Source organism: Lawsonella sp., from assembly GCF_011525565.1.
Classification (GTDB): Bacteria; Actinomycetota; Actinomycetes; order Mycobacteriales; family Mycobacteriaceae; genus Lawsonella; species Lawsonella clevelandensis_A.
Window position 1 is genome coordinate 74,904 of record NZ_WVRS01000002.1, and the last position, 26,186, is coordinate 101,089.

Below are 26,186 nucleotides of genomic sequence, written 5' to 3' on the forward strand. Positions count from 1 at the left end.
CCACTAACGCGGTCTTCACCATAGTCGCCCGCAGGCGCTAGATTGTCAAGAACTGGCACGGAAACACAGTGAAAATTCACTTAAAGAAAGCGATTTTTCCCCACAAATAGGCTGATGCCCCTCCCGCACAATGCGGTGAGGGGCATCAAACAGTAAGACCGAAACTTACTTGAGGGTGACGGTGGCGCCAGCTTCTTCAAGCTTGGTCTTAGCAGCCTCAGCGTCATCCTTGGAGGCACCTTCGAGAACAGCCTTGGGGGCAGCCTCAACGAGATCCTTGGCTTCCTTCAGGCCGAGACCGGAAACGATCTCACGGACAACCTTAATAACCTGGATCTTCTTGTCGCCGACGGCCTCGATAACAACGTCGAATTCGTCCTTTTCCTCAGCGGCGGCAGCGGGAGCACCAGCAGCAGCGCCAGCAGCGGCAACGGCGACAGGAGCAGCAGCGGTAACCTCGAAGGTATCTTCGAAGGCCTTGACGAACTCAGAGAGTTCGATGAGGGTCATTTCTTTGAAAGCATCGAGGAGCTCTTCAGTGGTGAGCTTAGCCATAGTGGCTTCCTTTCCTTGTGTCCTTGGTGATGGACTCTTACGTTTATGGGGGTAAGTGCCCGGGCAGCCCCAGGCGGTATTCGCTTACAACAGCGAATAGATGAACTACTCTGCGGACTTCTTCTCCTGCAGTGCGGCTGCGAGGCGAGCCACCTGCGATGCGGGAGCATTGAAGAGACCAGCAGCCTTCGCCAGGTTGCCCTTCATCGCACCGGCGAGCTTGGCGAGGAGAACTTCGCGAGACTCAAGGTCTGCAAGCTTCTCAACCTGGTCCACGGACAGCATTTCGCCATCCATGTAACCGCCCTTGATGACGAGTTCCTTGTGGTCCTTACCAAAATCACGGAAAGCCTTGGCGGCATCGACAGGTTCTCCATCGATGAATGCGATGGCGGTAGGGCCAGCCAATAGATCCTCGAGGCCTTCCACGCCAGCTTCATTAGCAGCGCGCTTGACCAGGGTATTCTTGGCGACGGAGTAGGTTGCGTTCTTTCCGAGAGCGCGGCGAAGTTCGGTCATTGCTGGGACAGAAAGACCACGGTATTCGGTGATGATAGCAGCAGACGACTTCTCGAACTGCTCCTTAATCTCGGCTACCACAGCAGCTTTCTCAGACTGAGCCATAACTTTGCCTCCTTCCTCTTGTCGTTCGCCCGAAATAAACAAACGCCTTGCGCAGGAAACGCAAGGCGTGAATTTTTAGCAAACAGACTGTTCGCCATCATCATCGACTTAGTTCTACCTGCGTGGGCCGCCGAATTATTTCGGACCTTCAACTGTTGACTAACGCCAACAGCGACCAACGGTCTTTGGTGAAACTTGATCGGGTCAAACTTCGCTATACATGCTAGTAATTGATATCGCTAAATACAAAATCGGCCCCTCCCCACAGCTATAGAAGCTGCAGAGCAGGGACCGATTAACTGGCATATTGTGTTGATGTTATACAACAACCCAACATCAGAAATTAGGCGTCATCCTCACCAAGGAAGTTACGAGTGATGCTGGGATCCACCGGGATGCCCGGTCCAGTGGTAGTAGACATCGTAATCTTCTTGACGTAGCGGCCCTTAGAGGAAGAAGGCTTAAGACGCAGAATCTCCTCGTACACCGCCGCATAGTTCTCCACTAGCTGCTCAGCATCGAAGGAAGCCTTACCGATGATGAGATGCAGGTTAGCGGCCTTATCAACACGGAAGGTAACCTTACCGCCCTTGATATCCTTAACGGCCTTCGTAACGTCAGTGGTCACAGTGCCGGTCTTGGGGTTCGGCATGAGGCCACGGGGACCGAGGATACGAGCGATACGACCAACCTTGGCCATCTGATCTGGGGTTGCAATAGCGGCATCGAAATCGAGCCAGCCACCCTGAATCTTGGCGATAAGCTCATCAGAGCCAACCTCGTCTGCGCCAGCAGCTTCAGCTTCAGCAGCTTTATCAGCAACTGCGAAAACGATAACACGGGCGGTTTTACCAGTGCCGTGTGGGAGGTTGACGGTGCCGCGCACCATCTGATCAGCCTTGCGGGGATCAACACCGAGACGCATGGCCACATCTACCGTGGCATCCATCTTGGTGGAGGAGGTTTCCTTAGCAAGCTTAACGGCCTGCGCAGGAGTGTAGAGCAGAGAATTATCGATCTTCTCTGCAGCGGCTTTATATGCCTTAGAGTTCTTGCTCATTTGATTCCATTCCTGTCACGTGTGTGACGGTTGGGGGTGGTCCGAGCCGAAGCGGGCTCTTCCACAAAGAGTGTTATGCACCCTCGACGATGATTCCCATCGAGCGAGCAGTACCGGCAATAATCTTGGCGCCGGCTTCAATGTCGTTGGCGTTAAGATCTGGTTCCTTAGTCTTAGCAATCTGGCGGCACTGATCCATAGTGACAGAACCGACCTTGTTGCTCTGTGGAGTACCTGATCCCTTAGAGATACCAGCGGCTTTCAGCAGCAGCTTAGCGGCCGGAGGAGTCTTCAGAATGAAGGTGAAGGAACGATCTTCGTAAACGGTGATTTCTACAGGAACAACATTACCGCGCTGATTTTCAGTAGCAGCGTTGTACGCCTTGCAGAATTCCATGATGTTGACACCATGGGCACCAAGAGCAGGGGCCACCAGCGGAGCAGAGTTAGCCTGTCCAGCCTGGATCTGCAGCTTGATGAGCCCGGTGACTTTCTTCTTCGGGGGCATCCGTGCTTCCTTACTAGTGTTGATTGTTAGTAGCACCTTGCAAACCGCAAAAGCTACTACTTGTTACCTCATCACATTGCATGTTGATGGCAGGACACATATTCCTGCCACACAGATAGGTGACGAAGAGATATTACCCGATAAACACAGAAAACCCCACATCGAGGCAGGGCTTCCATGGTCAAAGGGAGGTCTAAGAAATCTTTTCCACCTGGTCGAATCCAAGTTCCACAGGAGTTTCGCGACCAAAGATGGAAACCAATACCTGCAGTTTCTGAGTATCCACATCCACTTCGCTAATTGTGGCAGGCAAGGTAGCGAACGGACCATCCATAACTGTGACAGACTCGCCCACCTTGTAATCCACAGTAATGACGGGAGCGACTTCCTCCGCCGGAGCTTCCGGAGCAGCAGGCGCGGCATTATCCTTCGGCATCAGGAACTTCACAACTTCCCGCAATGACAGCGGAGTGGGATTACTAGTGGCACCAACAAAGCCAGTAACACCAGGAGTGTTACGAACAGTACCCCAGGACTCATCGTTGAGTTCCATACGAACCAATACATAGCCGGGGAGAATCTTACGCTTGACGGACTTCTTCTGGCCGTTCTTAAGCTCCACAACCTCTTCCTGAGGAACTTCCACCTGGAAGATGTAATCGCCCACATCGAGATTCTGAATACGAGTCTCAAGGTTAGTTTTCACCTTGTTCTCGTAACCAGCATAGGAGTGGATGACATACCACTTGCCCGGAAGACGACGAAGCTGCTTCTTAAACTCTGCAACCGGATCGACGGCGGGAGCAGCATCCGTCTCTTCTACCTGCTCTTCTACCTGTGATTGGTCAGCGGAATCAGAATCATCAACTGGCAGTTCCACGGCGGCAGTATCCGGCGTCTGCTCCTCAACTAGAGCGTTGTCGTCGGTGTTGCTCACTGGTTTCTTCCCTTCAAGCAGTACGGCCTGCAGCTAGGCGCGTCGAGGTCGTAGATAGCGTTCTTTTCATACGTGCTCGCGAATGATATTCGCTTACACCTACTAAGTCTATAAGTTCTCTAAAAACAATGAAGGCCCTCCGGAGAGGGCTTTCAACGGAGCTTTTACATACCAGGTATACCAGGCATGCCAGCACCCGGTACGGCACTAGCCCCATCTGGATTCTGGAAGATCACACGGACAAGCTCGCCTGCTCCCGCATCTACGCCAAACACCACAAGAACAGTGATTATTAAGAAAATAAACACCGTGAGTACCGACATCCACAGTTCCTTGCGCGTTGGCCAGACAACCTTAGCCATCTGCTCGTACACGCTCTTGAAAAACTGCCCGATACGCACGAAGAATCTCTTAGTGGCATTGCCAGAATGAGCCTTAGCGTCTTTCTCCGTGGTCTCTGCAGGAGTCTCAGCAGTTGAGTGTGCAGAAGCGCCCTTACGACGACGTTTGCCGGTTGGCTGTGTCGGTGCAGCAGCGTCAGCGTTGTCTGCAGACACCACCGGATCGACGATGTCGCCGGACGTAGTCTTCTCGTCGCTCACTCGTTGTCCTCCATGTCTTCAACGGATGTCCTGAAATTTCACAAGATCCTGGCAGGGGTGACAGGACTCGAACCTGCAACCTGCGGTTTTGGAGACCGCTGCTCTACCAATTGAGCCACACCCCTCTATTCACTATCACCGTGATACTCTCGCACCACCTGTAGGAACACCACGCGGGAATACCTACACCATAAGTGAACAAAGCAGCGCCTACAACAGTACTCCTCAACAACACTGCTGCAATACGGCTGCACTGCCAACAGTGTCAATAGTACTGACTGACAATGTCTGTACCGTCTGTACCGCGTCCGCGATGAATACGCTGCACGCGATACACACTGTAGTACACGGTAGTACACCGTAATACACCGTAGTGCACATATTGTAGGAGCACACGTAAGTACGCCTTATGCGATGATACGCGAGAATTACTACTCGTGACAAACGCCGTGCCGGCACGGCTCATTAGTACTCTTCGCCGATACCTACCCTTGTGCTAAGGACTCTCCTGAAAACTGCGAAAGCTTAGTATTACTGCGCTTCTATAGAGAAAACCCCTGGCAGCACGCTTCACCATGCTAACCAGGGGTTTTGACGAGTAGCGATGGAGGGGATCGAACCCTCGACCTCACGATTATGAGTCGTGCGCTCTAACCATCTGAGCTACATCGCCATGTTTAGTTATGTGTTAAAACCAGCGGATTTAACTGTAACTAAAGATCAAGAACTCTGGGATACATGAGATTTCTTTTACCTCTCTGTATTCAGAGCAAAAAGAGAGCCCCCTGACAGAATCGAACTGTCGACCTTTTCCTTACCATGGAAACGCTCTGCCGACTGAGCTAAGGGGGCAATCACGTTGACGGGAGATTCGCTCTCTCACCAAGCTTCTTGAAGATTACCGGACAGTGGCGTCCATGACAAATCGCCAGGACAAAGGTAACAACTCATGAACAACAAGTCTTTAAAAGAACATAAAGCAATAGGACACTCTGTGCACAACAGAACAGCGCACAGAAACGTTCCTCTAGACGACATAACCCCCGCACAGCAGAAGAATAATGCGGGGGTTATGTAACTATTGAGAGTGCCAGGTCAAGGATTCGAACCTTGGTAGGCAATGCCGACGGATTTACAGTCCGCTCCCTTTGGCCGCTCGGGCAACCTGGCGTGCACCTAATAACAGGTGCTCACAAGACTTTAGCGACTCATTACGCGATATAGCAAACCGGCAGCTAAAACCGCTAGTAGTAATAGCTACACCACTAGCTAACACGGGCCACCGTAAAATCCACAAGATGGAAGAAGGCGTCCTTCGCCGAGGAATCACGGAAGATACTCAACGCGTCTTTAGCTTCATCACGGTAGGCATAGATAGTCTCCCGGGCTTGACGCATCCCAGCGGAACCACGCAACAACGTCAGAGCCTCTTTCACCAGCTCCTCATCAGTAACAGAACCCGTCAAAATCTCGCGTAGGCGATCCCCCGCATGACTATCCTCTTCAAGGGCATACAAGACAGGCAATGTAAAGACACCCTCCCGCAAATCCGTTCCAGGAGTTTTCCCAGACTGCGTGGAATTAGACGAGATATCGATAACGTCATCAACAATCTGGAATGCCATGCCGGTAGCATGCGCCGCCTTCTTCAAAGCAGCAACCTGCTCCTCGGTACCGCCGGCGTAATAAGCACCAAAGTGGCCTGCTGTGGCAATAAGAGATGCTGTTTTCCCGTGAATGACACGTAGATAGGCCTCTACCGATTCCATGGAACCGGCGTGAACAGTTTCCTCCATCTGCCCATTCACAAGCTCTGCGAACGTTTCAGAGATCCACCGCACTGCCTGCGTTCCCATATCCGACATGATGGCGCTAGCTGCTGCGAAAAGATAATCCCCTGCCAAAATAGCGACAGAATTACCCCACCTGCTGTTAGCGGACTCCGTACCGCGACGCTGCAACGCCTCATCCATCACATCATCGTGATAGAGGGACGCCAGATGAATCATCTCAATAACGGATCCGGAACGAATAACATTCGTCTCCAGCTCATCCGTCATCCAGTTGGGATTATTCTCCGCCTGCACAACCTGTGCAGCGAGCAACACCATAAGGGGACGGAACCGCTTGCCTCCTGCCTTCGCAAGATAAGAAGCAGTAAGAGTGGGCATGGCGTGGCCATTATCCAGGCTGCTGTACATTAAATCCTCAACCGACTGCATCCCCATACGGGTACGGGAGGCCAGTGCAGCATCACCGAGGTCAATACCAGCGACCTGAGCGTCTTCTGCCATGCGTGTTACTTCCTTCGAAAGGTCTGTGATACCCGCGGGAGCATCCGGGGCCATCGTTCGGTAGGCAACACCACCAGCCTAATAGGTGGCGCGCAGTCTCAAAACAAATCCTACCGGGAGTTAGATGTTTCATTGTAAGGACGACGGCCATAATGCAACGCCACAATGCCGCCTGTCTCATTTTGGTACATTGTGTCCTCACTCCAGCCAGCGTCCTTTAATTCCCGCAATAGCTGCTCCTGATCTGGCCACGCCCGAATAGACTCGGCAAGATACACATAAGCCTCCGGATTAGACGACACCGCAGTTGCCACACGCGGAAGAGCTTTCATCAAATATTCCATATAGACAGTACGGAATGGTTTCCACGTAGGAGTAGAGAATTCGCACACAACTAAGCGACCACCAGGTTTCGTCACGCGCGCCATCTCCCGCAAGCCCGCCCGGAAATCAGAAATATTACGCAGCCCAAACGAGATGGTGACCGCATCAAAAGAGTTGTCCGCAAACGGAAGATACATGCCATCCCCCGCCACTTTAGGAACCGGACGGCTACTGCCCGCTTCCAGCATGCCAATGGAAAAATCTGTGGCAACACACCACGCACCGGACTTTGCCAGCTCCACTGTGGACACCGACGTTCCCGCAGCGAGGTCGAGAACCTTCTCCCCCGGTTTCACATTCAATAGCTCGCGAGTATGGCGACGCCATAGTTTATCCTGGCCAAACGACAGTACCGTGTTGGTAATGTCATAGCGTTTAGCAACGCCATCAAACATACGGGCGACGTCTTGCGGTTTCTTCTCTAGGCTTGCTCGTGACACAAGGCTCAGGGTACCCGTTTTGCAGGCAGAGATGTAGCTGCCCGCATCCGCGGCACAGTCCGCGAATAGTTAATATGAATCCCCGCGATAGCACCACCCCAATGAGTTCTGCGGATAAGACCACCGGCCCGCATTCGGTACCGCCCAATGACGCAATACGCCAACGCTATCCAGGGGAAACTACAGATAAGCACAGACAGTGCCGGAACAATAGATAACACCCAACTGCGCCCAGAAATGCGTGCATAGTTGGGGTTTGTATAGTCATAATCGACGCGAACAAGTTGTCCTTGCCGCACGCCCGTCGGATAAAACACACCCTCATGGGGGCTCTGTACGTTCCCGTCGCGATCGACAAAACTCACGTATGTCGTATTGCCATCAGTGGCCTCTACTCGCGCATAAGTACTGGCTAGGTGCGCATTAATGTGCTGATCGCTAATAGCGCATCCCACCACCATGCTGATAGCGAGAACAAAGATGAAACACCCCAGTGCAAGAAGAACTATTTGAGTGTAGCGCAAGGCTTTTCGGTAGCGTAAACGCACATAGGGCATCTCTTCATCATCTGGTCGCAGTTTGTGAGGAAGATCATGAAGCATCTTTCCCATGGTCTTTCCCACCGCTTTCCACCAGGCAGCACTCCGGTGACGATACGACGTGGACATCCTCACCGTCCTGACTGATCCGGCCGACCTAACCAACCTGACAAGGTAGCCGCTAATTCATACCGATGCTGACGCTGCGTACGCACCTCTATAAAACGCACACCTGGCCGCAAATTATCGTGGGGGCATGTACCCTCACACTGCGAATATGTACTGTCATGCTGCGCATACTCGCCTATAGCAGTTGGCAATTCCGCCACTGTGCATTGGCGATACTCTACTCCCCACCCAGCCGCAAGAGACGCAAAATTCACTCCGTGGGGGACTCCAAAAAGACGCTCGAATTGCGTGGCATAAGCGGGAGCACCCTGCTCCAGAGTGGCAAAAATACCACCACCGTCATCATTGGCAACCACAATAGTGAGATTCCGCGGAGCGGTTTCCAACGTGGGAATAAGCAGACCCCCAGAATCGTGGACAGCAGCTAAATCCCCAAGAAAAGCGATAACCGGGCCAGAGTGGTGGAGTGCCAAACCACTAGCTGTAGAGATGTTGCCGTCAATGCCGGAAGCACCACGATTAACCCAACACCGTGGACCCAACTCAGGATGAGTGAGAGAAATATCACGCACGGGATTAGACGATCCTACGAAAAGAAGCATGCGCGGATCCGCAGCAACTACCTCCCCTACGGCATAGGCAACATCCACACCACACGGCAACTCCACAGGAGCACACTCTGCAGAAACAGAGGAAACGGAAGACGTGGTGGGCGCGGCAGAAGAAGCTGTCTCCTCTGCGCGAAGCTCCGCCACCACCTCAAGAACATGACTCCGCGCTGCACCATCCACCTCTGCACAAGCAGCCAACCACTGCTGCGGGCACTCCCCAGTACGCGTCAAAGACGTTGCTGCAATAGTCGCATTCCCCGAAACATCCGCCCACTCTGTCGGTGAGGTTGCTGCCGTCACCACAATCTGCGTGAGAGAAGGATCTGCCAACAATCGCGTGACCGACCGATGCAGTGTCGGTTTACCCACCACCACTACTTGTTCGGGGGCGGTGAAACTATTACTCATAAGCGCAGGCGGCGTGAGGGGGTTAAAAATAGTGCCCAGCGTGCGACCACCCGGTTCGCAGAATGTGGGGACACCTGCCAACGCCGGTATCTCCCAACTACCTTGCCCCGCAATGACTACTGTTCTCCGGGAAAGATCAAGAGTGTAGTTCGGAACGTATTGCGTCCACGGTTGTCCATCGCGACGCCCCTGCCACGGTGCAGGCAATAACGGTAACACTGCCGGTGATACTGCCGGTGATTCTGTCGGAGGGACAAGTGGCTCGCGGAAAGGAACATCAATATGGATAGGTCCAGCACTGATAGCTGACTGCGTCATAATGCGGCACAGTGCGGAACGCCAATGCGCATTCCACCCTAGTGAATCCTCTTCACTATTTATCTCGGGGCCTGCCGGAGTCATAACAAGCTCAGAAACAACATCGTGGGCAAAAATACCGCGCTGCACAATAGTTTGCTGCGCCCCCACCCCCTCCATCTCCGGAGGACGATTAGCGGTAAGGAACACAACACGACGATGGTTAAACCGCGCCTCCACTGCGGCGGGATGAAAATTGGCAACAGCTGAACCAGAAGTGCACACCACCGCAACCGGCGCATCACTAGCCGCAGACAATCCCAAAGCGAGGAAGGCGGCACTTCGCTCATCGACGCGTACATGCAAAGCAATACGCCCTGCAGATTCGGCGTCCGCCAAGGCAAAAGCTAACGGGGTGGAACGGGAACCTGGGCAGAGGACTGCCTCACGCATACCATTACGGATAAGCTCATCCACCACTACTCGTGCATGCACAGTAGCCGGCGGTAATGCCACCGGATATGTCACGGTTCACTCACCCATTCAACTATTGCCACCGGGTTTCCTCCTTGTGCACTGCCATTCTTTTTGCACTCACACCGAACTGTATACCCATGTGGTACATCAAAAAACGGCATACCTTGTGGCTCCGCTACCGGATAATCGTCGGCTGGATCCTGCGCAATAGCTTGGGCAGTACTAGGCTGATCCTCCTCCGGCAACTTATCCGCGGCAGCAACGAACACAATTCCTGGAAAGTTCGGAAGAGTGAGTTCAGCGGTACCTGCAACAACCGCAAGGCGATGCAAACCATTAAGCGTGCCCTGTATTTCTACAGTGCTACCCGGCTGCAGAAAATGCGTACGGCTAGTAACCCGCGGCAATTCCTCAATGACTGTTGACGTAGGGAGTTTAGGAAGAATATGGCGGCCATTCTCCCCGTTCCGTAGCTGTGCTACTCGTAATTGTGCCGTCCGCAGCGTGGAATACAACTGAAATACAAGTCCGTAGCGAGACGACGGGATACGGTCCGGGATATGCCCGTCCACTGACATATTGGAAATCTCGTTGAGGGTAATGGCTAGTTGTCCAGTGGGTTCCTTACTGCTTTCCGCCATGGACATAGCAAGATCCGGCATCTCATTCGTCAGGATACGGGCAGCTTCCTGCGCATACATGATTGTCATAGGGCGGTCTTGGGATACCCGCGGATGCTTCCCGGCGCTAATAGCGTCACACAATTGGGCAATAAGAGCGCCCTTCATAGCGGGGAATCCCTCCCCGAAAACCTGCGGGAATTGCAGTTCCATATAGCGGGTGGCGGCGCCACTGGTCGCCTGCTCGATAAGAACTGCCGCTTCCGCCAATGCCTGCCCCACCTCCGTAGTGTTACCGGCACTAATGGAGCTTGCCAGTACAACTGTTGCGGGCATAACAGGAAGTGTCTCTATAACGTTGACGACAGCCTCCGTTGTGGCGCGAATTTCTTGTGCCAGTTCCGTATCAGTGGGTGTATGAGAAGGATCCTGTGGTGTCCACAAGCGTGCATCGGCAAGATAGATCAGACTGTCAAAATGAAAAGACGGACAACTACTATTCCCCGCTGCTACTACTGCCCCCGATACTGTCTCCGCCGTATCGTTCCACGTAGCGTTCTCGTCTGCAGCACCATTGGCAGCTGTAGCATTGTCTACCGCTACGGGACTACCTATGGGACTGCCTGCGGGAAGTGAGGACGTTCCGCTATTGGCATCATCATTCTCAGCGTCATCACAGATAACGTCAATATCGTCATCAGTGGGAATAGTGGCAAGGAAAACACGCGGGTCAACAACCTCTAACGTGTGCCCTGCCTGTGCAGCCTGCAACTGCATGCGCCAAGCCAAAACACTGCGATTTCCACACACAAGAGATGTCATTGTTCCATCCTCACTCTGTAGCTTAATTGTTTTTCTTCCCGCTTCTCAGGCGGATCTGGAATGGGCCAAGCGGCAAAAATACATGCAGGTACCATCACCGGAGCCAGCGCCCATAATGGTGCATGGGCTCCCCCGCACACGCACGCAATTCCTATGGACACCAACTGGACCATGACGACCACACCCACTGTTTTTCGGTGGGAATTAAAGTAACGCTGCAGCTTCTGGTAGTTATGCTCGCGGTGCATACGCATGAGGTTACGACGATAAAAAATGCTCTTTATGAAAGTGAACAGCACGTCCGTCCAATAAATGGTGAAAGGAGCAATAGTGGCAGGAATAGACACTCCCCGCACCATCAGCACCATGCACATTATCAACGTGACAGCTCCCGCTACATAGGCGCCGCTCTCTCCTGGGAAAATTCGGGCTCTCGGCAAATTCCACGGGAGGAACCCCAGGAATCCGGCAATGAAGATTAACGCCAATACTTCTAACGTTTTATCTGCAAAATCTCGGCACAAATACAGGGTCCATACTCCACAAATGATGACGTAAAGGCACGTGATGCCATTAATACCATCCATGAAGTTGGTGGCGTTCGTTACCCACACGGTAAAAGGAACTACCAGCACAGCGGTCGTTATCATTGCCGCGGCACCATACTCTCGAGCTCCCGTCGCCATAAGGTAAACACTCATGGCGGAAATCCCCACTCCACCCAAGGCGAGAAGAACCACACCAGCGGCCGTCTTCAAACCGTAAATATCGTCGAAAATACCTACTGCGGTAAACCAGGCCACAATAATGCCAACACCCATAAAAAGAGGCGGAATTTCTTCCCACCCTTCCGTAATGAGGTAAACAACATGAACCAAAATACCGGAGAGGATAGCTAGCGAAATGCCGATGCCACCACCGCGCACTGTCGGAACAGAATGCGCACGACGCTTGCCGGGCATATCAACAAGACCCTGACCACCCAGGAAAGAAAGCAACATGATGGGCATGGCCAAAGACATCACGAGCGTGATAAAAGGTCCCAACATACCGAACTACATGCCTCACTGTTCCATGCTGTTTCATACTGATTCATACTGTGGGCACAGCACTCATACAGTCTCCATACAGTCTCATAGTGGCGTTCATGGTAACGGCGCCATGCACATGGTGACATTACAGATACTACATATTCTATGAGGTGGCAGAACGAGTGAGAAGAACTGCACGAGAATAACAACGCTCCAGGCGTTCCCTCCACCACTGCTCCCGCTTCGCAGGTGCACGTAACTCTACCAACCGAGCCGGATCCGGGGTAGCCATGCGGTAAGGCAAAGAACCATCAACAAGCGTGTGCGCTTCGCATACATCCGTCACGAAGAAATGTCCTGTTCCTAACCCGCATGCGGCTACGTGTGGCAAAGCAGCGGCAGCCGCAATACCGGCATTCATCCCCACTGCTGAGTCAAGAGCGCTAGAAACGGTAAGGGGATAAGGGATGTGGCTAGATAAGTGCAACAGCTGCCGGGGGCCACCCAAGGGCGCAGCTTTCACAACCACGCGATCGACTGCACCCGCTTGAATAACACGCAATGGGTCAGAAGCACGACGGATAGACTCATCTGCGGCGAGAGGAATACTCCCCGCCAGACTATCGTGCAGTTCTACCAGTTCAGGAACAGTTCGGCAGGGCTGCTCGGCGTAGTCAAAAAATTCCTCCCCACCAGCGGCCTCCACAATACGCGGCAGAATCTCCTGCGCCTCACACACCGTCCACCCCATATTCGCATCAACACGAATACGTGCAGTGGGAGCCAATCGATGCACAAGCGCTACCCGTGCAACATCATCTGCCCACGTTTGACCCGCCTCCGCCACTTTCACTTTAAACGTATGAACCCCCGCAAAATCATGAACCAGACGGCGGATAACACCCTGCTGGGTAATAACGTTGAGGGCCGGAATTGTGCCATTGACAGGGATACGATCGCGCACAGCCGCAGGCGGCCCCTGCCACGCCATCTCCATTCCACACGCTAACCACCTGGCCGCTTCAGCGTCATCATATTCGGGAAAGGCGGAGAATTCCCCCCACCCGGCGGGACCATTGAGAAGCAGTATCTCGCGGTGGGTAATTCCCCTAAATTTCACTCGCATAGGCAATGTGACTACTACTGCCCGTTCCTGCAGCTCCTCTAAGGAAGGTAAGGATACGGACGGGGAAGAAGGATCGCGTGACACTGATGCTGACATAGTTCCAACTCTACTGTCTTGCTCTGTTGTCCCGCTCTGTTACCGTGCTCTACTAACATGCTCTGTTACCGTGCTGTGCTGCGACCGTCTACTGGGTTACTGTAGCGCTACAGGGATCCAGCCAGGCCATAGTTATGTGCAGTATGGTGAAGGAATGGAACCTTCGCCCAACATTAAGCGCTCCGGCGCCGATGCCCTCCACCCGCTGGAACCGCAGCCGCATATTACTGATAATCCTTTTGACCCCACGCAGTGGTGTACGGTTCCCGGATTCGACGATCTTACTGACGTCACCTATCACCGGCATGTGGGGAAGGGACGTGAATACGGAATTGTTCGCGTCGCCATTGACCGGCCTGAGGTATACAACGCCTTCCGCCCCCACACGGTAGATGAGCTACTGCACGTTCTTGACCATGCACGTTGCACTCCCGATGTGGGTGTTGTCCTTCTTACCGGGAATGGACCGTCACCAAAAAATGGAGGATGGGCTTTTTGTACGGGTGGCGACCAACGCATTCGTGGTAAATCGGGTTACCAGTATGCGCAAATAACAGAGACAGGTGCTCCGGCTGGTGATGATGCCTCCACCGTCGATACTGCCCGGGCGAAGGCAGAGGGTGGCCGTCTGCATATTCTGGAAGTGCAGCGACTTATTCGCACTATGCCGAAGGTTGTTATCTGTTTAGTTAACGGTTGGGCGGCCGGGGGCGGACACTCACTACATGTGGTATGTGACCTGACTTTGGCAAGTAGAGAATGCGCCCGCTTTAAACAGACCGATGCCGATGTAGGCTCCTTTGACGCTGGCTTCGGTAGCGCTTACCTGGCAAAACAGGTAGGGCAGAAGCGTGCTCGCGAGATTTTCTTCCTAGGCCGTTCCTACACTGCGGAAGAAATGTATCGCATGGGTGCCGTGAACGAGGTTGTTGACCATGCAGATTTGGAAGCTGTCGCTATTGAATGGGCCCGGGTTATTAATAAGAAGTCACCCACGGCACAGCGCATGGTGAAATTTGCACTTAATCTTGCCGATGACGGTTTAATGGGGCAACAAGTTTTTGCCGGTGAGGCAACTCGCTTGGCCTATATGACCGATGAGGCGGCAGAGGGACGCGAAGCTTTCCTAGAGAAACGGACTCCGGAATGGGAGCAGTTTCCCTTTTACTACTGATGTCGTTTATGCCATTGGAGAGTAAACACTGGATATATTTTTACTTTTCCTTAACCGTATCAAGTTGTGATTTTATTCCTTCTGTAATCTATTGTTATTGCACAGTATAGATACCCCATCTGTATCTTTAAATTACTAGTAAGACAATACTTTTCGAGTTATTTTGTAGTTTTGAACACAAAATTAAAATTCCAAAATTGTTGCATTGCTTAGTATTTAATCAAATTAAGTAGATGACCTGGCTAAATAAAGGGTGAACTACATTGTGAATCGACGTCCGGTAGACAATAATCAACTCCGTGAGTCCTGAATTATTCACCCTCTGTGTCGTGGTCGTTACTGCCTTAGCATTCGACTTCACCAATGGATTCCACGACACGGGTAACGCAATGGCGACATCCATTGCCACTGGAGCACTGAAACCAAAAGTTGCCGTCGGCTTATCTGCAGCACTTAATCTTGTCGGAGCATTCCTCTCTGTAGAAGTAGCAGCCACTGTCGCTAAAGGCATCGTCAATCTTGACAAGGTCAACATTGGCCCCGGCGATGGCAAAAACCACATGCTACTTCTTATCGTCTTTTGCGGCCTTGTTGGCGGTATCCTCTGGAACCTCCTCACATGGCTATTTGGACTTCCCTCCAGTTCTTCACACGCCCTTTTCGGTGGACTCATTGGCGCCGCTCTTATCTCCCTCGGAAAAGACGGCGTTGTCTGGGGCGGCGTTGTAGGAAAAATTATTATCCCCGCCGTTCTTGCCCCCATTGTTGCGGGAATTGTCTCCGCTATTGCTACTGCCCTGGTGTACCTCATTACCCGAAAAGTAGAGCACGAAAAACAAATTAAAGGCTTCCGCTGGGGACAAATCCTTTCCGCATCTCTCATTTCCCTCTCACACGGTACTAATGACGCCCAAAAAACTATGGGCGTCATTTTTCTTGCCCTCGTCGCCTACGGCCGCGTTAACCCCGAAGACGGCATCCCCGTCTGGGTAAAAATCTGCTGCGCCCTCGCCATTGCACTAGGAACCTACATTGGCGGATGGCGCGTTATTCGCACTCTGGGCAAAGGCCTCGTCGAAATTGAATCCCCCCAAGGTATGGCCGCAGAAATGGCTACGGCATCAGTTATCCTCACCTCATCGCACTTTGGCCTTGCCCTCTCCACCACACACGTTGCCACCGGTTCTATTCTTGGTACCGGACTTGGGCGCAAAAATGCGGAAGTACGGTGGGGAGTTGCCGGAAGAATGGTCATCGCCTGGATTATTACACTTCCCACCGCGGCCATTGTTGGTGCACTTACCTACCTGCTAGGCCACTACATTGGTCTTTATAACGAAGTTCTAGGCGTTATTGTCGTCTTCATCATTCTCGTTATCGCTGCTAGCTACATCTTCTACCGCAGCCGCAAGACCCCTGTGAACGCCAACAACGTTAACGACGACTGGGACGACCACAAATCCTCCAAAGACTCCAGAGCATCCAAACTCTCCACACAGCTTCCAACTGCTGAGAAAAATATCATTCCCCAGCAGCAGGAAATTACCCAACAACAGGAACAGGGAGATAACCACTAATGCTTATGGAAACTCTCAGCCATCTACCGGCTGTCCTCCTCTCCGGCCTTTTCTTCGGCGCCGGACTCCCCGTCCTCTTCGCCCTCGCCATGGCGGCCGGATCCGGCAAAACAGAGAAAATTGATGGCAAAATGGTGGAGGTAAAACCCCCCACTCTCCCCATGAAGATCCTCTCCTACGTGCTATTTGCCCTTGTTATTCTCCTTATTCTGGTGGGCGTCTTATGGGTATCGCAGCACTTCATTTACAACACTTTTGGCCTAGACATCTTCCACAATGGGGGTAAAGGATAAGCAAGGATACAAGGCTCCACATGCAGCTTCGCGCACTCACTCTTCTTCCTACACAAGAAAGCTACCGCCACGCCTATCCATGCTTACAAAGCATGCTGCGCGACGACACCACCACTGCCTTCCTTCCCCTTCCCACACCCGCAGACAGCGAAGAAAGCACCCGCACACTAGCCTCCCTGCAGGCCTACCACAACCACTTAGCGCCACACACCACCCTCATCGTCGCCACCTCCGGAACAACTGGCACACCCAAATATGCACAGTTAGGGGCACACCAACTACGCGCATCTGCAACAGCTACCCACCATGTTCTCGGCGGTCCCGGCGCCTGGTTGCTTCCCCTTCCGCCCTACCATATTGCGGGTATACAAGTTCTTCTCCGCAGTCTTGCTGCCGGCTATGAGCCCGTTCTACAAGACACTCGCCACGGCTTTGCATTATCAGATTTCGCTGCCGCTACCACACAACTTCTTGACTCCACTCCCCACACTCGCCACTACACCAGCCTGGTTCCCACACAACTGCACAAAATAGTGTCCGCCGCACAACGCGGTGACGCCGACGGCCTAGCAGCCCGCACCGCCCTCACCTATTTTGATGCGATTCTGGTAGGGGGAGCAGCACTATCCACTGACCTTTTACATACAGCCCGCACCGCTGGAGCACATATCGTATGCACCTATGGGGCGTCCGAGACAGCTGGCGGATGCGTCTACGATGGCTACCCACTGCCCGGTACACGTGTTGATATTGATGAAGAGGGACGTATTTGGTTGGGAGGCGACACTATTGCCTCCGGTTATCTCAATATGTCAGACCATATAGCTTGGCGACGCCCCGGTTGGTTCCGCACAGATGACCATGGACACTGGAACACCAGCTGCACCGATAGCGGCCGCAGAGATAACAAGGAAATCCTCCACTCGCCACGTCTCTGCGTTGATGGGCGTCTTGACGATGCTATCTGCAGTGGCGGACTGACCATTTTCCCCCACGTGGTAGAAAATGCGTTAGCCACCCACCCTGCCATTTCCCAGGTAGTTGTTATCGGAAAACCCGACGCACGCCTAGGGGAACACGTCACTGCCGTTATTGTTCCGGCAGTTCCTTCTGCGAATACGTCTGTTGCCGCAACCACGGATAATCTTGCTGACGCTCTTACTGTGGAGAGTCTGCGACACTGGGTGAGTGCTGCCGGACTGCCCCCTACCGCTGCACCCCGGGAAGTGATTATTCGCGCAGATTTACCAGTAAAAGGTATTGGGAAGATTGATCGTCGCCACCTCCGCGACATTCTCTAAATGCCCCTTACTATCTCTTCCCCGACCTGCTTAACATGATGAAATATGGAAAGTGTAAAAATAGAGTCGTGAATACTGCTACAACCACCTCCCCCGATAAGCACTACACTGCAACTTTCCACGATTGGGTCATTGGGGCGCGCACCCACACGTGGCCCAACGCAATTGCCCCAGTTATTATTGGTACAGCTGCCGCTATCCGTATTCTCGGTTCCGGCTGGCTCCATGACCTTATCTGGGTGAGGGCAATTCTTGCCATGGTAGTGGCATGGGCCCTTATTGTGAGCGTGAATTTTGCCAATGACTACTCAGACGGTATCCGCGGCACAGACGATGACCGCGTTGGCCCACAACGTCTTACCGGCTCTGGTTTAGCTAAGCCCGCGCATGTCAAGGCAGCAGCTTTTAGCTTCTTCGGCATTGCCGGTATTGCCGGTATCGCACTGAGCATAATGTCCGGTTTCTGGTGGTTGATCCTTGTTGGCATCTGTTGCGTCCTGGCCGCATGGTTCTACACTGGCGGAAAACACCCCTACGGCTACCGCGGACTAGGTGAAGTCATGGTCTTCATCTTCTTCGGACTAGTTGCGGTGATGGGTACTCAGCTTACCCAACTAGGTCGGATTACCTGGGAGGGTGGCCTCACTTCCATTGCGGTAGGAGGCTTTTCCTGCGCTAATAATCTTGTTAATAACCTGCGAGATATTCCCTCTGACCGTGAATCTGGGAAAATAACATTAGCGGTACGACTGGGGGACAAGCGGACCCGTATCCTTGACGCAGTCCTTATATTCGGGCCATTTATTCTCAGTTCTCTCGTAGCGTTGAGCTCCATCTGGACACTCCTGTCACTGCTTGCCCTTCCCCTCGCATGGAGCGCCTACACTCCTGTTCGTACTGGTCAAAGCGGACAAGCACTCGTCGTATCGCTACGACGGACTGGTAAAGCCATGCTAGTGTGGTCCCTGCTCCTGGGGCTTGGTCTTATACTTGGCCCGATTACTGGCGTATTCTGATTCGCCCCCAGATAACAACTGTTACTGTGAAGATGAGGTGTTTTTCCGCAGGTTTACATAGATTCATGAGGAGGAGCAATCATGGTTACTGGTGCCCCCAAACGACTCTCTCGGATAGTTTCTCTCGCAAGTGCGATGACACTCGGATTAGCCGCCATTATGCCAACCTCTACAATGGCAGCCGCATACGCCTCCCCTCAACCACCTGCCTCTCACTGGATTACCTCCACTAACTACCGCTACCCCGGCAACGATGGGAAACACCACGCAGTCTCGTGGGACAAGTACTCCTACATGATTGACGACCATCACCTGAATATCTGGTCGGGGGAAGTCCACTACTGGCGTCTCCCCTCTCCCCATCAGTGGCGTGACGTCCTCCAAAAGATGAAGGCTGCCGGCTTCAACGCCGTCTCCTTCTACTTCTTCTGGGGCTACCACCAGAGCGCCCCAGATAGCCCCTTCGATTTTTCGGGAATTCGCAATATAGATCTTCTTCTCCGCATGGCAGCAGAAGAAGGACTCTACGTCATTGCCCGCCCCGGCCCCTACATTAACGCCGAAATTTCCATGGGTGGTATGCCCGCCTGGCAAACCAACAGTTCCCTCCCTCTCCGCAATGCCTGGGACAACACTAACTGGCAACAGCAGCGCGCCTGGCTACATGCTGTCAACAAGATTATTGCCCGCCACCAAGTGACCAATGGCGGCGGATCTGTCCTCCTCTACCAGGTAGAAAATGAGGAACTTGCCTCCGTTGGTCCCTACGCCGACTATGTCAAGAAGATCATTAAAGCCGCGAAAGAGGACGGCATTAATGTTCCTATTTTCCACAATGATTACGCACCCGTGGGTAACTGGGCATTCACCACTAAAGACACGGGCCTAGACGTCTACTCCTACGACGACTATCCCATCCGCTTCGACTGCTCCGCGACACGCCACAAACTCCAAGACCACAACTGGCATATTGATCCAGCCTTCCGCGCCGCTCACCATTCCCCCCATTTCATTGCCGAGGCACAAGGCGGTGCTTTTACCCCATGGGGAGCCTCCTTCAACGCCTCCGCCTGCGAAAAGTTCGTTGACGCCAACTTCTACCGGCAATGGGCTGCCCTCAACAATGGAGCCGGGGTTACCGCCTTCAACTACTACATGATTTTTGGCGGCACGAACTGGGGATGGACAGGATCCGCCCACTCCGGATTCACCTCCTACGACTATGGCGCCTCCCTCTCCGAGGACCGCAACCTGCGCGACAAACTCTCCGCACAAAAGGAAAACGGCTACTTCCACCGTGCTTTCCCGCAGCTCACTGTGATGGACGGCGCTACCGACCCCACAGTCCGTGATGTTCGTGGCGCCGCGGTAAAGAGTTACCTGCGAAAAGCCGCCGGCTTGCACTCCCTCTCCATGTCCGGCAAAGGATCCCAATACTTGGCTTTCCGCCTAGCGGACTCCAACGACATTACCCGCACCTCATTCACCACCACCCTCAACACTTTTGGGCCCGGTGGTAAAGCCGTCACCTTCCCCACCGTTCCACAAGAGGGGAAACTTATTCTGCACGGACGCGATGCACTGCAAATGCCGGTGGACTTTACTATCGGCGACTGGGGAGCCTACTACTCCACAGGGTTGTTATTCTTTAACTCCCCAATGAAGGGGCATCCGCTAGCCGTCCTTACCGGGACAGGTGGGGATCGCGGCGAAATTGTGCTGGACGCACCCCACAAACCCATGGTAACGAGTACTCACACCAACACTGCCAACACCTCCGTCACCTCCACGTGGGATAAGGAGAAGAAACAACTCCGCATTAACTACACGTGGGGATCCCCCTACGACATCACCGTGTCTATGCAGGGCAAAGCGCCCCTAACACTACGCATTGCGGACCGCCATAGCCTTATCCGTGCCTGGTCGCCGGAAAACCTCTTAAATGGCACAATGCAGGGGCTCCTCGTGGAGAATGCGGATCTTGTTCGCTCCGTCCACTACACCGGACACACCGCCCACCTTGTGGGCTCCACCACCGCACCACAAAAAGTACGGATCTGGCTCCCAGCAGGTATTACCCGGGCTACCTGGAATGGCCAGCCACTGCAGTTAACAGCAGTAAACGGGCATTATCGTGCACTTCTTCCCGGACCAGCCCCTGTCACCCTACCGAAACTCACGTGGGTAAAGCATGAGGAAAACTACGAGGCTAACCCGAATTTTGATGACTCCGCATGGCGCGTAGCCAACATTAAACACCCACGGAACTTCCGACAGGGGCCAGCATTCTTCCAGCATGTTGTCCTTGACGCGAACGCCTACAACTTCCATGAAGGTGACGTCTGGTACCGCGCCCACTACACCGCCAACACCGATGACCCCCGCATCTGGATCAAAGTCTTCGGCGCGGAAGGATCCAACTTCCTTGTCTGGATAAACGGGCATTATCTGGGTGCGTCCGCCGCTGTGAAAGGTGGCGTAGCCGATACTGGCCTGGACGATAAATCCTCCAAAGACCCCACCTCCAACCTGCAAGCCCAACCCAAAGCCGTCACCTTCACTGTCCCTAAGGGCACTGTGAAGAAAGGTGAGAAGGTCACCCTCGCTATTCTGCTACGCAATAATGGGCAGCGCGTGGACTGGGAAGGCATTGGCAATAACCTGCACCCCATGGGTATTCTCGATGCCCGCCTTGGAGAACAGGGTAACGCCGTATGGAAGATTCAAGGTGTACGCGGCGGCATACACCCCGCCGACACAACCCGCGGCATCTACAACAATGGTGGTCTCTACGGTGAAAGAGCCGGCTGGTATCTTCCCGGATTCCCCGACGCCACCTGGAAACACGCCACCACCATGCACGCCAACACCGCAGGCGTCACCTGGTACCGCACCCACTTCACCCTCAAATACCCCACCAACCAGGATGTCATGCTGCGGCTGAACGTCCTCTCCAAGCGTTTCAGCCCGGATCGCAAAGACAATGCCCACACCGTCATGTTCATTAACGGATGGAACGTGGGAACCTGGGTGGGCAACGTGGGCCCGCAAGAATCCTTCACCATTCCGTCAGGCTTCCTCAACCCCACTGGGCAGAATGAGATCGCTGTTGCGGTAACAGCAGAGGACGCCTGCTACGGCCCAGAGGATATTCAGCTTGGGCTTGTTGGTAACTGGTTAGGTTCTGTTCCGTGGGTGGAGAACACTGCCCCCACCTACCGGCAGCTGCAGCATTCCCTCCTGCCGGCCTACCCTCTTCTTCGTGTAGCTACTGCCAAATAGGACAAGCAGACAACAAGTAGGGCAAGCAAGCAGGCAGTGAATTCGTTTTAGGCTTGTAGCCCGCGCTGCATGTCCGATTTCAAACTGGCTGGATCGGACATACCCGACGGCTCCTGATACTCCAGCCGGGAGATGATGTCACCATCAAAAACGAGCGTAGTGATGGATCCCAGAGAACAGTTACGCTTGCCGGGATGGTGCCCCAGCCTCTTCTCCTCCACAAAACGACGCAGTACCCAGATAGCGCACTGGTGCGACACGCAGACAGCCTCATGCCCGCGGTTATCGTCCACTGCTCGATGGGCCATCGCTAGCATTCGCTCTGCCATCTTGCAGTAGTGTTCGCCCCATGACGGAGTGTTGAGATCACCAATCATTGGCCAAATATGCGGGGAGGTAAGAATACCCTTCGGCGTGAGGAGCTCATTCTCCAGATTGGAGCCCGCCTCAATAAGCAGAGGATTAGTAATAATACTGAGCCCATAGTCGTGAGCAACAGGATAGGCCGTCTGCTGGGCGCGTTTCAAGGGAGATGCGTACACAGCTGTTATATCGTGCCCCCGCAATGCCCGCGCCACGTTAATAGCATGCTGTTCCCCACGCTTCGTGAGCTTATAGCCACGCTGACGACCGTAAAGACGACCAGATGGGTTATCAACTTCACCGTGCCGCACAAAGTGCACTTTTGTAATAATCCCTGAGGATCCTGGAGGATACTGCCACTCCTGATCTTCCCCCGGCAGTGGTGACGGGTACGCGGGCTCGGTCGTCGGCGAAGTTATCGGCGAGGTCATTGGAGAGGCTCCTTAACGCAATCTTCTTTCCTGCAGTTTACCAACCAGGCAGGGAAAAACAGTGCTACGCCCACCGCAACCGGAGGGAATTGCCCACAACGAAAAGATCCGAGCACACCATGGCAAGACCAGCCATCATCGGGTTGAGGAAACCCAGCATCGCCAGTGGAATCATGGCCACATTGTAGATAAAAGCCCAGAATAGGTTTCCCCGCACAATGCGGTTCATCCGGCGTGCTAAATGCAAAGCTTCGGGAACAGCCTCCACATCACCACGCACCAGTGTGAGGTCCGCAGCCTGCATGGCCACATCCGTCCCCGTCCCCATCGCAATACCTAGATGAGATAAAGCAAGCGCGGCAGCATCATTAATACCGTCCCCCACCATAGCGACAGTGTTCCCACCCTGCTGCAGCTCCGTAATCCTATCGGCTTTCTGGGTGGGGAGTACGTCCGCGATAACATCGCTGGCCGATATGCCTACTTCCGCGGCAATCTGTTGGGCAGCTTCATAATTATCCCCCGTTAATAGTATTGTGCGGCAGCCTTGCTGGTGCAGCTTAGCGATAGCGTCGGCAGAAGTAGGTTTGACGGTATCCGCCACCGTAATACTGCCCACAAAAGTATCATTCTGGTACACCGCAACATGGGAAGCGGCCACACCGTGCGCACTGGCAGCACGGCGTAACGCCGCACGGCCAACCTCGTCTCGTGGTTTTCCCACAAAAACAGTGCCAGTAAAGGCAGTGCCGTCGGGTAGATCACCTTGTACGCCCTCACCTGGTATGGCGCTAATATTGTGAGCTCGCACTGTTTGCACTGTCTGCGCCGTTGGCATTGCTGAATCCGTCTGTTCTGCTGAGTCTTCTCTGCGCTGGGTGGCTGCTTTTACAATGGCGGCGCCAATGGGATGTTCAGAACCGTATTCCACCGCCGCCGCTAATGCCAGCACGTCGGTAGCAGACATACCCTCCACTGGTAAGACCTCACTAACCGACATTTCGCCCGTGGTAATAGTGCCAGTCTTGTCGAAAACGACTGTATTAATGTCGCGAACTTTCTCTAGGGTTTCTTGCGAACGCACAATAATGCCGCGTTGTGCCGCACGGCCTGTCCCCACCATGAACGCTAGCGGAGTCGCTAACCCGAGTGCGCATGGGCAGGCAATAATGAGGACGGCTACGCCGGCGGTAAAGGCTGCGGCAGCAGATTCTCCCGCAATAAGGTGCCCTGCTAAAGCCAGAAACGCCAACGCAATAACAATGGGCACGAAAACACTAGAGATACGGTCCGCGAGACGCTGTGCATGGGATTTACTCTCCTGCGCGCGCTTTACCGCATCGGTAATAGCTGCCAGTTGTGTATCCGCCCCCACGGCGGTGGCACGCACCAGCAGGGTACCGGTGGTGTTAATGCAGCCGCCTATCACACTGTCCCCGGGGGCTACCGACTGGGGAATGGATTCGCCGGTCATAGCGGAGGCATTGACGGAACTAATACCCTCAATAACTTCCCCATCAGTGGCAATCTTGTCTCCGGGTAGGACACGGAAAAGATCTCCCGCGCACAGTGACGCCACGGGGATACGGTGCTCATCCCCTTGCTCGTCAACGAAGAGAGCGTCCTTAGCGCCCACATCCATAAGAGCTGATAGCCCGGCGCGCGCTGAACGTTTCGCACGGTGCTCCACGTACCGCCCCAGGAGGAGGAAGAGGATAACGCCGGAGGCGGACTCAAAATATACTTGTCCGCTGGGGTCCACATCGGGGTTCCACAATTGCATACTGTGATGCATGCCAATATGCCCGGCGGTGCCGAAGAGCATGGCGCCCAGACTCCACAAGTAGGCGGCAAGTGTTCCGAGGGTCAGCAGGGTGTCCATGCTGACGGTGTGGTGTTTAGCGTTGGCAATGGTGGCGCGGTGGAAGAGCCAGCCGGGATAGAACACGACGACCGTGCTAAGAGCGAGGCATACCCACTGCCAGCCGGGGAATTGTGCACCGGGCGTCATGGAGATAACCATGACGGGGATGGCGAGAACTGCCGCCACAATAAGGCGAGTTACGAGATCCCGGTTAGCGCGCTGTTCCGCTGCAACAATTTGTTTATCGGCGTCGGCAGCAGAGACAGTGTTCCCGTCGGAGAGAAGACGGGCATCGTAGCCAGCACCTTTCACCGCATCAATAAGGTCTTGCGCACTGTAGCTATTGGCAGCGTCAAGTGAGGCGCTTTCCGTCGCATAGTTGACGGTGCATTCCACGCCCGCAAGTTTATTGAGAGTGCGTTGGACGTGGTTGGCACAGTTAGCGCAGGAGAGCCCCAGGAGGGCAAGTTCTACATGCCTGCTGCCTGTAGGGGAGGGAGCCGGATTTGTCATTGTCGCCAGTCAGTAGTGTTAGTTGGGAGTGGGAAGCAGGGGCGTCTAGCCGATACTGTTTAGGCGAGGGTGAAGCCGGCCTCATCGATGGCCGCGGCTAGGGCATCGCGGGGGATATCGTTTTCTGAGTCAAACGTGGCGGTGCCGGCGGCAAGATCGACAGCGACAGTGGACACTCCTGGGATTGTGGAGATTTCCTTAGTGACACGTTTGACGCAATGATCGCACGTCATACCATTAATTTTTATAGTGGTCGTAGCCATAGTAGAGCTCCTTTGCAAGACATATATACGCTGCCGTAAAGCACACATACGTTGTATGAAACACGGAGGAGCTGATTATTATTCCGGTTTAGGACGCCGTCCGGGGGTGGCAAATGTCACATCTGGGTAGAACCAGCGGACGGTACTGGGCCACATGAGCAACACCAGAACAACCAATATGACGCAAAGGTGGACAAGCGGGAGTCCGCCCTTGCCCAGAATGGAGACAATAACTAAAGCGATAAGGGAGACAACCGCTATACCCACATGGATTTTCCATCCCAGCACAGATTTTTGGTAGGTTGCACTGGCTACTACACCCACTAAAAGGCCACTGAGAATACAGATAATGGCGGCTGTGCGAGCCTGCGATACTTGGAAATTCGACGTGGCGTAGCGGTCGATAGCACGCAGCATGATGAAGCCGCCAGAAACTCCGAGTATCGTGGCAACGAGAGAGAGATAATAGGCGAATGACACACTTGTTGGACGGGTTGTCTTCACGCTAATTACCTTAGTGGAAAGTGTGTCAGATAGTCTTTTCACCCA

Annotated in this window: 23 protein-coding genes and 4 tRNA genes; 6 read left to right on the forward strand and 21 right to left on the reverse strand. The window is 53.7% G+C overall.

Annotation, left to right across the window (positions count from 1 at the left end):
• Nucleotides 1-165: 165 nt before the first annotated feature.
• From rplL to QZV76_RS02755, 17 genes are all read right to left on the reverse strand, one after another.
• Nucleotides 166-555, reverse strand: coding sequence for a 50S ribosomal protein L7/L12 (rplL, locus tag QZV76_RS02675; protein WP_290595838.1), 390 nt, complete (start codon nucleotides 553-555; stop codon nucleotides 166-168).
• A 105-nt stretch (nucleotides 556-660) separates the two neighbouring features.
• Nucleotides 661-1,179 carry a 50S ribosomal protein L10 gene (rplJ, locus tag QZV76_RS02680; RefSeq protein ID WP_290595840.1) on the reverse strand — a complete coding sequence of 173 codons (519 nt, stop codon included), beginning with the start codon at nucleotides 1,177-1,179 and terminating at the stop codon, nucleotides 661-663.
• Between the two features lie 343 nt (nucleotides 1,180-1,522).
• On the reverse strand, nucleotides 1,523-2,239 hold the full coding sequence (gene rplA / locus QZV76_RS02685; RefSeq protein ID WP_290595842.1) for a 50S ribosomal protein L1: 717 nt from the start codon (nucleotides 2,237-2,239) through the stop codon (nucleotides 1,523-1,525).
• A 73-nt stretch (nucleotides 2,240-2,312) separates the two neighbouring features.
• Nucleotides 2,313-2,747, reverse strand: a complete 435-nt coding sequence (rplK, locus tag QZV76_RS02690) for a 50S ribosomal protein L11 (RefSeq protein ID WP_290595844.1) — start codon at nucleotides 2,745-2,747, stop codon at nucleotides 2,313-2,315.
• A 193-nt stretch (nucleotides 2,748-2,940) separates the two neighbouring features.
• Nucleotides 2,941-3,684: a transcription termination/antitermination protein NusG gene (gene nusG / locus QZV76_RS02695; protein ID WP_290595846.1), complete on the reverse strand. Its 744-nt coding sequence runs from the start codon at nucleotides 3,682-3,684 to the stop codon at nucleotides 2,941-2,943.
• 164 nt (nucleotides 3,685-3,848) lie between these two features.
• Nucleotides 3,849-4,286, reverse strand: a complete 438-nt coding sequence (gene secE, locus QZV76_RS02700) for a preprotein translocase subunit SecE (protein ID WP_290595848.1) — start codon at nucleotides 4,284-4,286, stop codon at nucleotides 3,849-3,851.
• 49 nt (nucleotides 4,287-4,335) lie between these two features.
• Nucleotides 4,336-4,411: transfer RNA gene (locus QZV76_RS02705), tRNA-Trp, on the reverse strand.
• Between the two features lie 474 nt (nucleotides 4,412-4,885).
• Nucleotides 4,886-4,959, reverse strand: a tRNA-Met gene (locus QZV76_RS02710).
• Nucleotides 4,960-5,065: 106 nt separating this feature from the next.
• Nucleotides 5,066-5,138 (reverse strand) — tRNA-Thr (locus tag QZV76_RS02715).
• A gap of 236 nt (nucleotides 5,139-5,374) precedes the next feature.
• A tRNA-Tyr gene (locus QZV76_RS02720) sits at nucleotides 5,375-5,456 on the reverse strand.
• A 95-nt stretch (nucleotides 5,457-5,551) separates the two neighbouring features.
• The gene (locus QZV76_RS02725) at nucleotides 5,552-6,580 is read right to left on the reverse strand and encodes a polyprenyl synthetase family protein (RefSeq protein ID WP_290595850.1); all 1,029 of its coding nucleotides are present in this window, start codon (nucleotides 6,578-6,580) and stop codon (nucleotides 5,552-5,554) included.
• Nucleotides 6,581-6,690: 110 nt separating this feature from the next.
• Nucleotides 6,691-7,404, reverse strand: coding sequence for a demethylmenaquinone methyltransferase (locus tag QZV76_RS02730; RefSeq protein ID WP_290595852.1), 714 nt, complete (start codon nucleotides 7,402-7,404; stop codon nucleotides 6,691-6,693).
• Between the two features lie 5 nt (nucleotides 7,405-7,409).
• Nucleotides 7,410-8,072, reverse strand: coding sequence for a DUF3592 domain-containing protein (locus QZV76_RS02735; protein ID WP_290595854.1), 663 nt, complete (start codon nucleotides 8,070-8,072; stop codon nucleotides 7,410-7,412).
• Nucleotides 8,073-8,074: 2 nt separating this feature from the next.
• Nucleotides 8,075-9,916, reverse strand: a complete 1,842-nt coding sequence (gene menD, locus QZV76_RS02740) for a 2-succinyl-5-enolpyruvyl-6-hydroxy-3-cyclohexene-1-carboxylic-acid synthase (protein ID WP_290595856.1) — start codon at nucleotides 9,914-9,916, stop codon at nucleotides 8,075-8,077.
• Nucleotides 9,913-11,307: a hypothetical protein gene (locus QZV76_RS02745; protein WP_290595858.1), complete on the reverse strand. Its 1,395-nt coding sequence runs from the start codon at nucleotides 11,305-11,307 to the stop codon at nucleotides 9,913-9,915. The genes menD and QZV76_RS02745 overlap by 4 nt, the downstream gene beginning before the upstream one ends.
• Nucleotides 11,304-12,356: a hypothetical protein gene (locus QZV76_RS02750; protein WP_290595860.1), complete on the reverse strand. Its 1,053-nt coding sequence runs from the start codon at nucleotides 12,354-12,356 to the stop codon at nucleotides 11,304-11,306. The genes QZV76_RS02745 and QZV76_RS02750 overlap by 4 nt, the downstream gene beginning before the upstream one ends.
• 145 nt (nucleotides 12,357-12,501) lie before the next feature.
• Nucleotides 12,502-13,560 carry an o-succinylbenzoate synthase gene (locus tag QZV76_RS02755; protein WP_290595862.1) on the reverse strand — a complete coding sequence of 353 codons (1,059 nt, stop codon included), beginning with the start codon at nucleotides 13,558-13,560 and terminating at the stop codon, nucleotides 12,502-12,504.
• Between the two features lie 154 nt (nucleotides 13,561-13,714).
• Between QZV76_RS02755 and QZV76_RS02760 the strand changes: the two genes are divergently transcribed.
• The 6 genes from QZV76_RS02760 (at nucleotide 13,715) to QZV76_RS02785 (ending at nucleotide 22,203) form a co-directional block, all read left to right on the forward strand.
• Nucleotides 13,715-14,734: a 1,4-dihydroxy-2-naphthoyl-CoA synthase gene (locus QZV76_RS02760; RefSeq protein WP_290595864.1), complete on the forward strand. Its 1,020-nt coding sequence runs from the start codon at nucleotides 13,715-13,717 to the stop codon at nucleotides 14,732-14,734.
• A gap of 299 nt (nucleotides 14,735-15,033) precedes the next feature.
• Nucleotides 15,034-16,311, forward strand: a complete 1,278-nt coding sequence (locus tag QZV76_RS02765; RefSeq protein ID WP_290595866.1) for an inorganic phosphate transporter — start codon at nucleotides 15,034-15,036, stop codon at nucleotides 16,309-16,311.
• Nucleotides 16,312-16,316: 5 nt separating this feature from the next.
• The gene (locus tag QZV76_RS02770; protein WP_290595868.1) at nucleotides 16,317-16,604 is read left to right on the forward strand and encodes a hypothetical protein; all 288 of its coding nucleotides are present in this window, start codon (nucleotides 16,317-16,319) and stop codon (nucleotides 16,602-16,604) included.
• A 20-nt stretch (nucleotides 16,605-16,624) separates the two neighbouring features.
• Entirely contained in the window at nucleotides 16,625-17,905 is a 1,281-nt protein-coding gene (gene menE / locus QZV76_RS02775; RefSeq protein ID WP_290595870.1) for an o-succinylbenzoate--CoA ligase, read from the forward strand.
• Nucleotides 17,906-17,973: 68 nt separating this feature from the next.
• Nucleotides 17,974-18,921: a 1,4-dihydroxy-2-naphthoate polyprenyltransferase gene (locus QZV76_RS02780; RefSeq protein WP_290595873.1), complete on the forward strand. Its 948-nt coding sequence runs from the start codon at nucleotides 17,974-17,976 to the stop codon at nucleotides 18,919-18,921.
• Between the two features lie 81 nt (nucleotides 18,922-19,002).
• The gene (locus tag QZV76_RS02785) at nucleotides 19,003-22,203 is read left to right on the forward strand and encodes a beta-galactosidase (protein ID WP_290595875.1); all 3,201 of its coding nucleotides are present in this window, start codon (nucleotides 19,003-19,005) and stop codon (nucleotides 22,201-22,203) included.
• A gap of 47 nt (nucleotides 22,204-22,250) precedes the next feature.
• On the opposite strand, the gene QZV76_RS02790 is transcribed toward QZV76_RS02785, so the two are convergent.
• The 4 genes from QZV76_RS02790 to QZV76_RS02805 all read right to left on the reverse strand — a co-directional run bounded on the left by QZV76_RS02790 (nucleotide 22,251) and on the right by QZV76_RS02805 (nucleotide 26,141).
• Nucleotides 22,251-22,898, reverse strand: coding sequence for a histidine phosphatase family protein (locus QZV76_RS02790; RefSeq protein ID WP_290598290.1), 648 nt, complete (start codon nucleotides 22,896-22,898; stop codon nucleotides 22,251-22,253).
• Between the two features lie 163 nt (nucleotides 22,899-23,061).
• Nucleotides 23,062-25,374 carry a heavy metal translocating P-type ATPase gene (locus QZV76_RS02795; protein WP_290595877.1) on the reverse strand — a complete coding sequence of 771 codons (2,313 nt, stop codon included), beginning with the start codon at nucleotides 25,372-25,374 and terminating at the stop codon, nucleotides 23,062-23,064.
• A gap of 59 nt (nucleotides 25,375-25,433) precedes the next feature.
• Entirely contained in the window at nucleotides 25,434-25,637 is a 204-nt protein-coding gene (locus tag QZV76_RS02800; RefSeq protein WP_290595879.1) for a heavy-metal-associated domain-containing protein, read from the reverse strand.
• 78 nt (nucleotides 25,638-25,715) lie between these two features.
• Nucleotides 25,716-26,141, reverse strand: coding sequence for a hypothetical protein (locus QZV76_RS02805; protein WP_290595881.1), 426 nt, complete (start codon nucleotides 26,139-26,141; stop codon nucleotides 25,716-25,718).
• Nucleotides 26,142-26,186 lie beyond the last annotated feature (45 nt).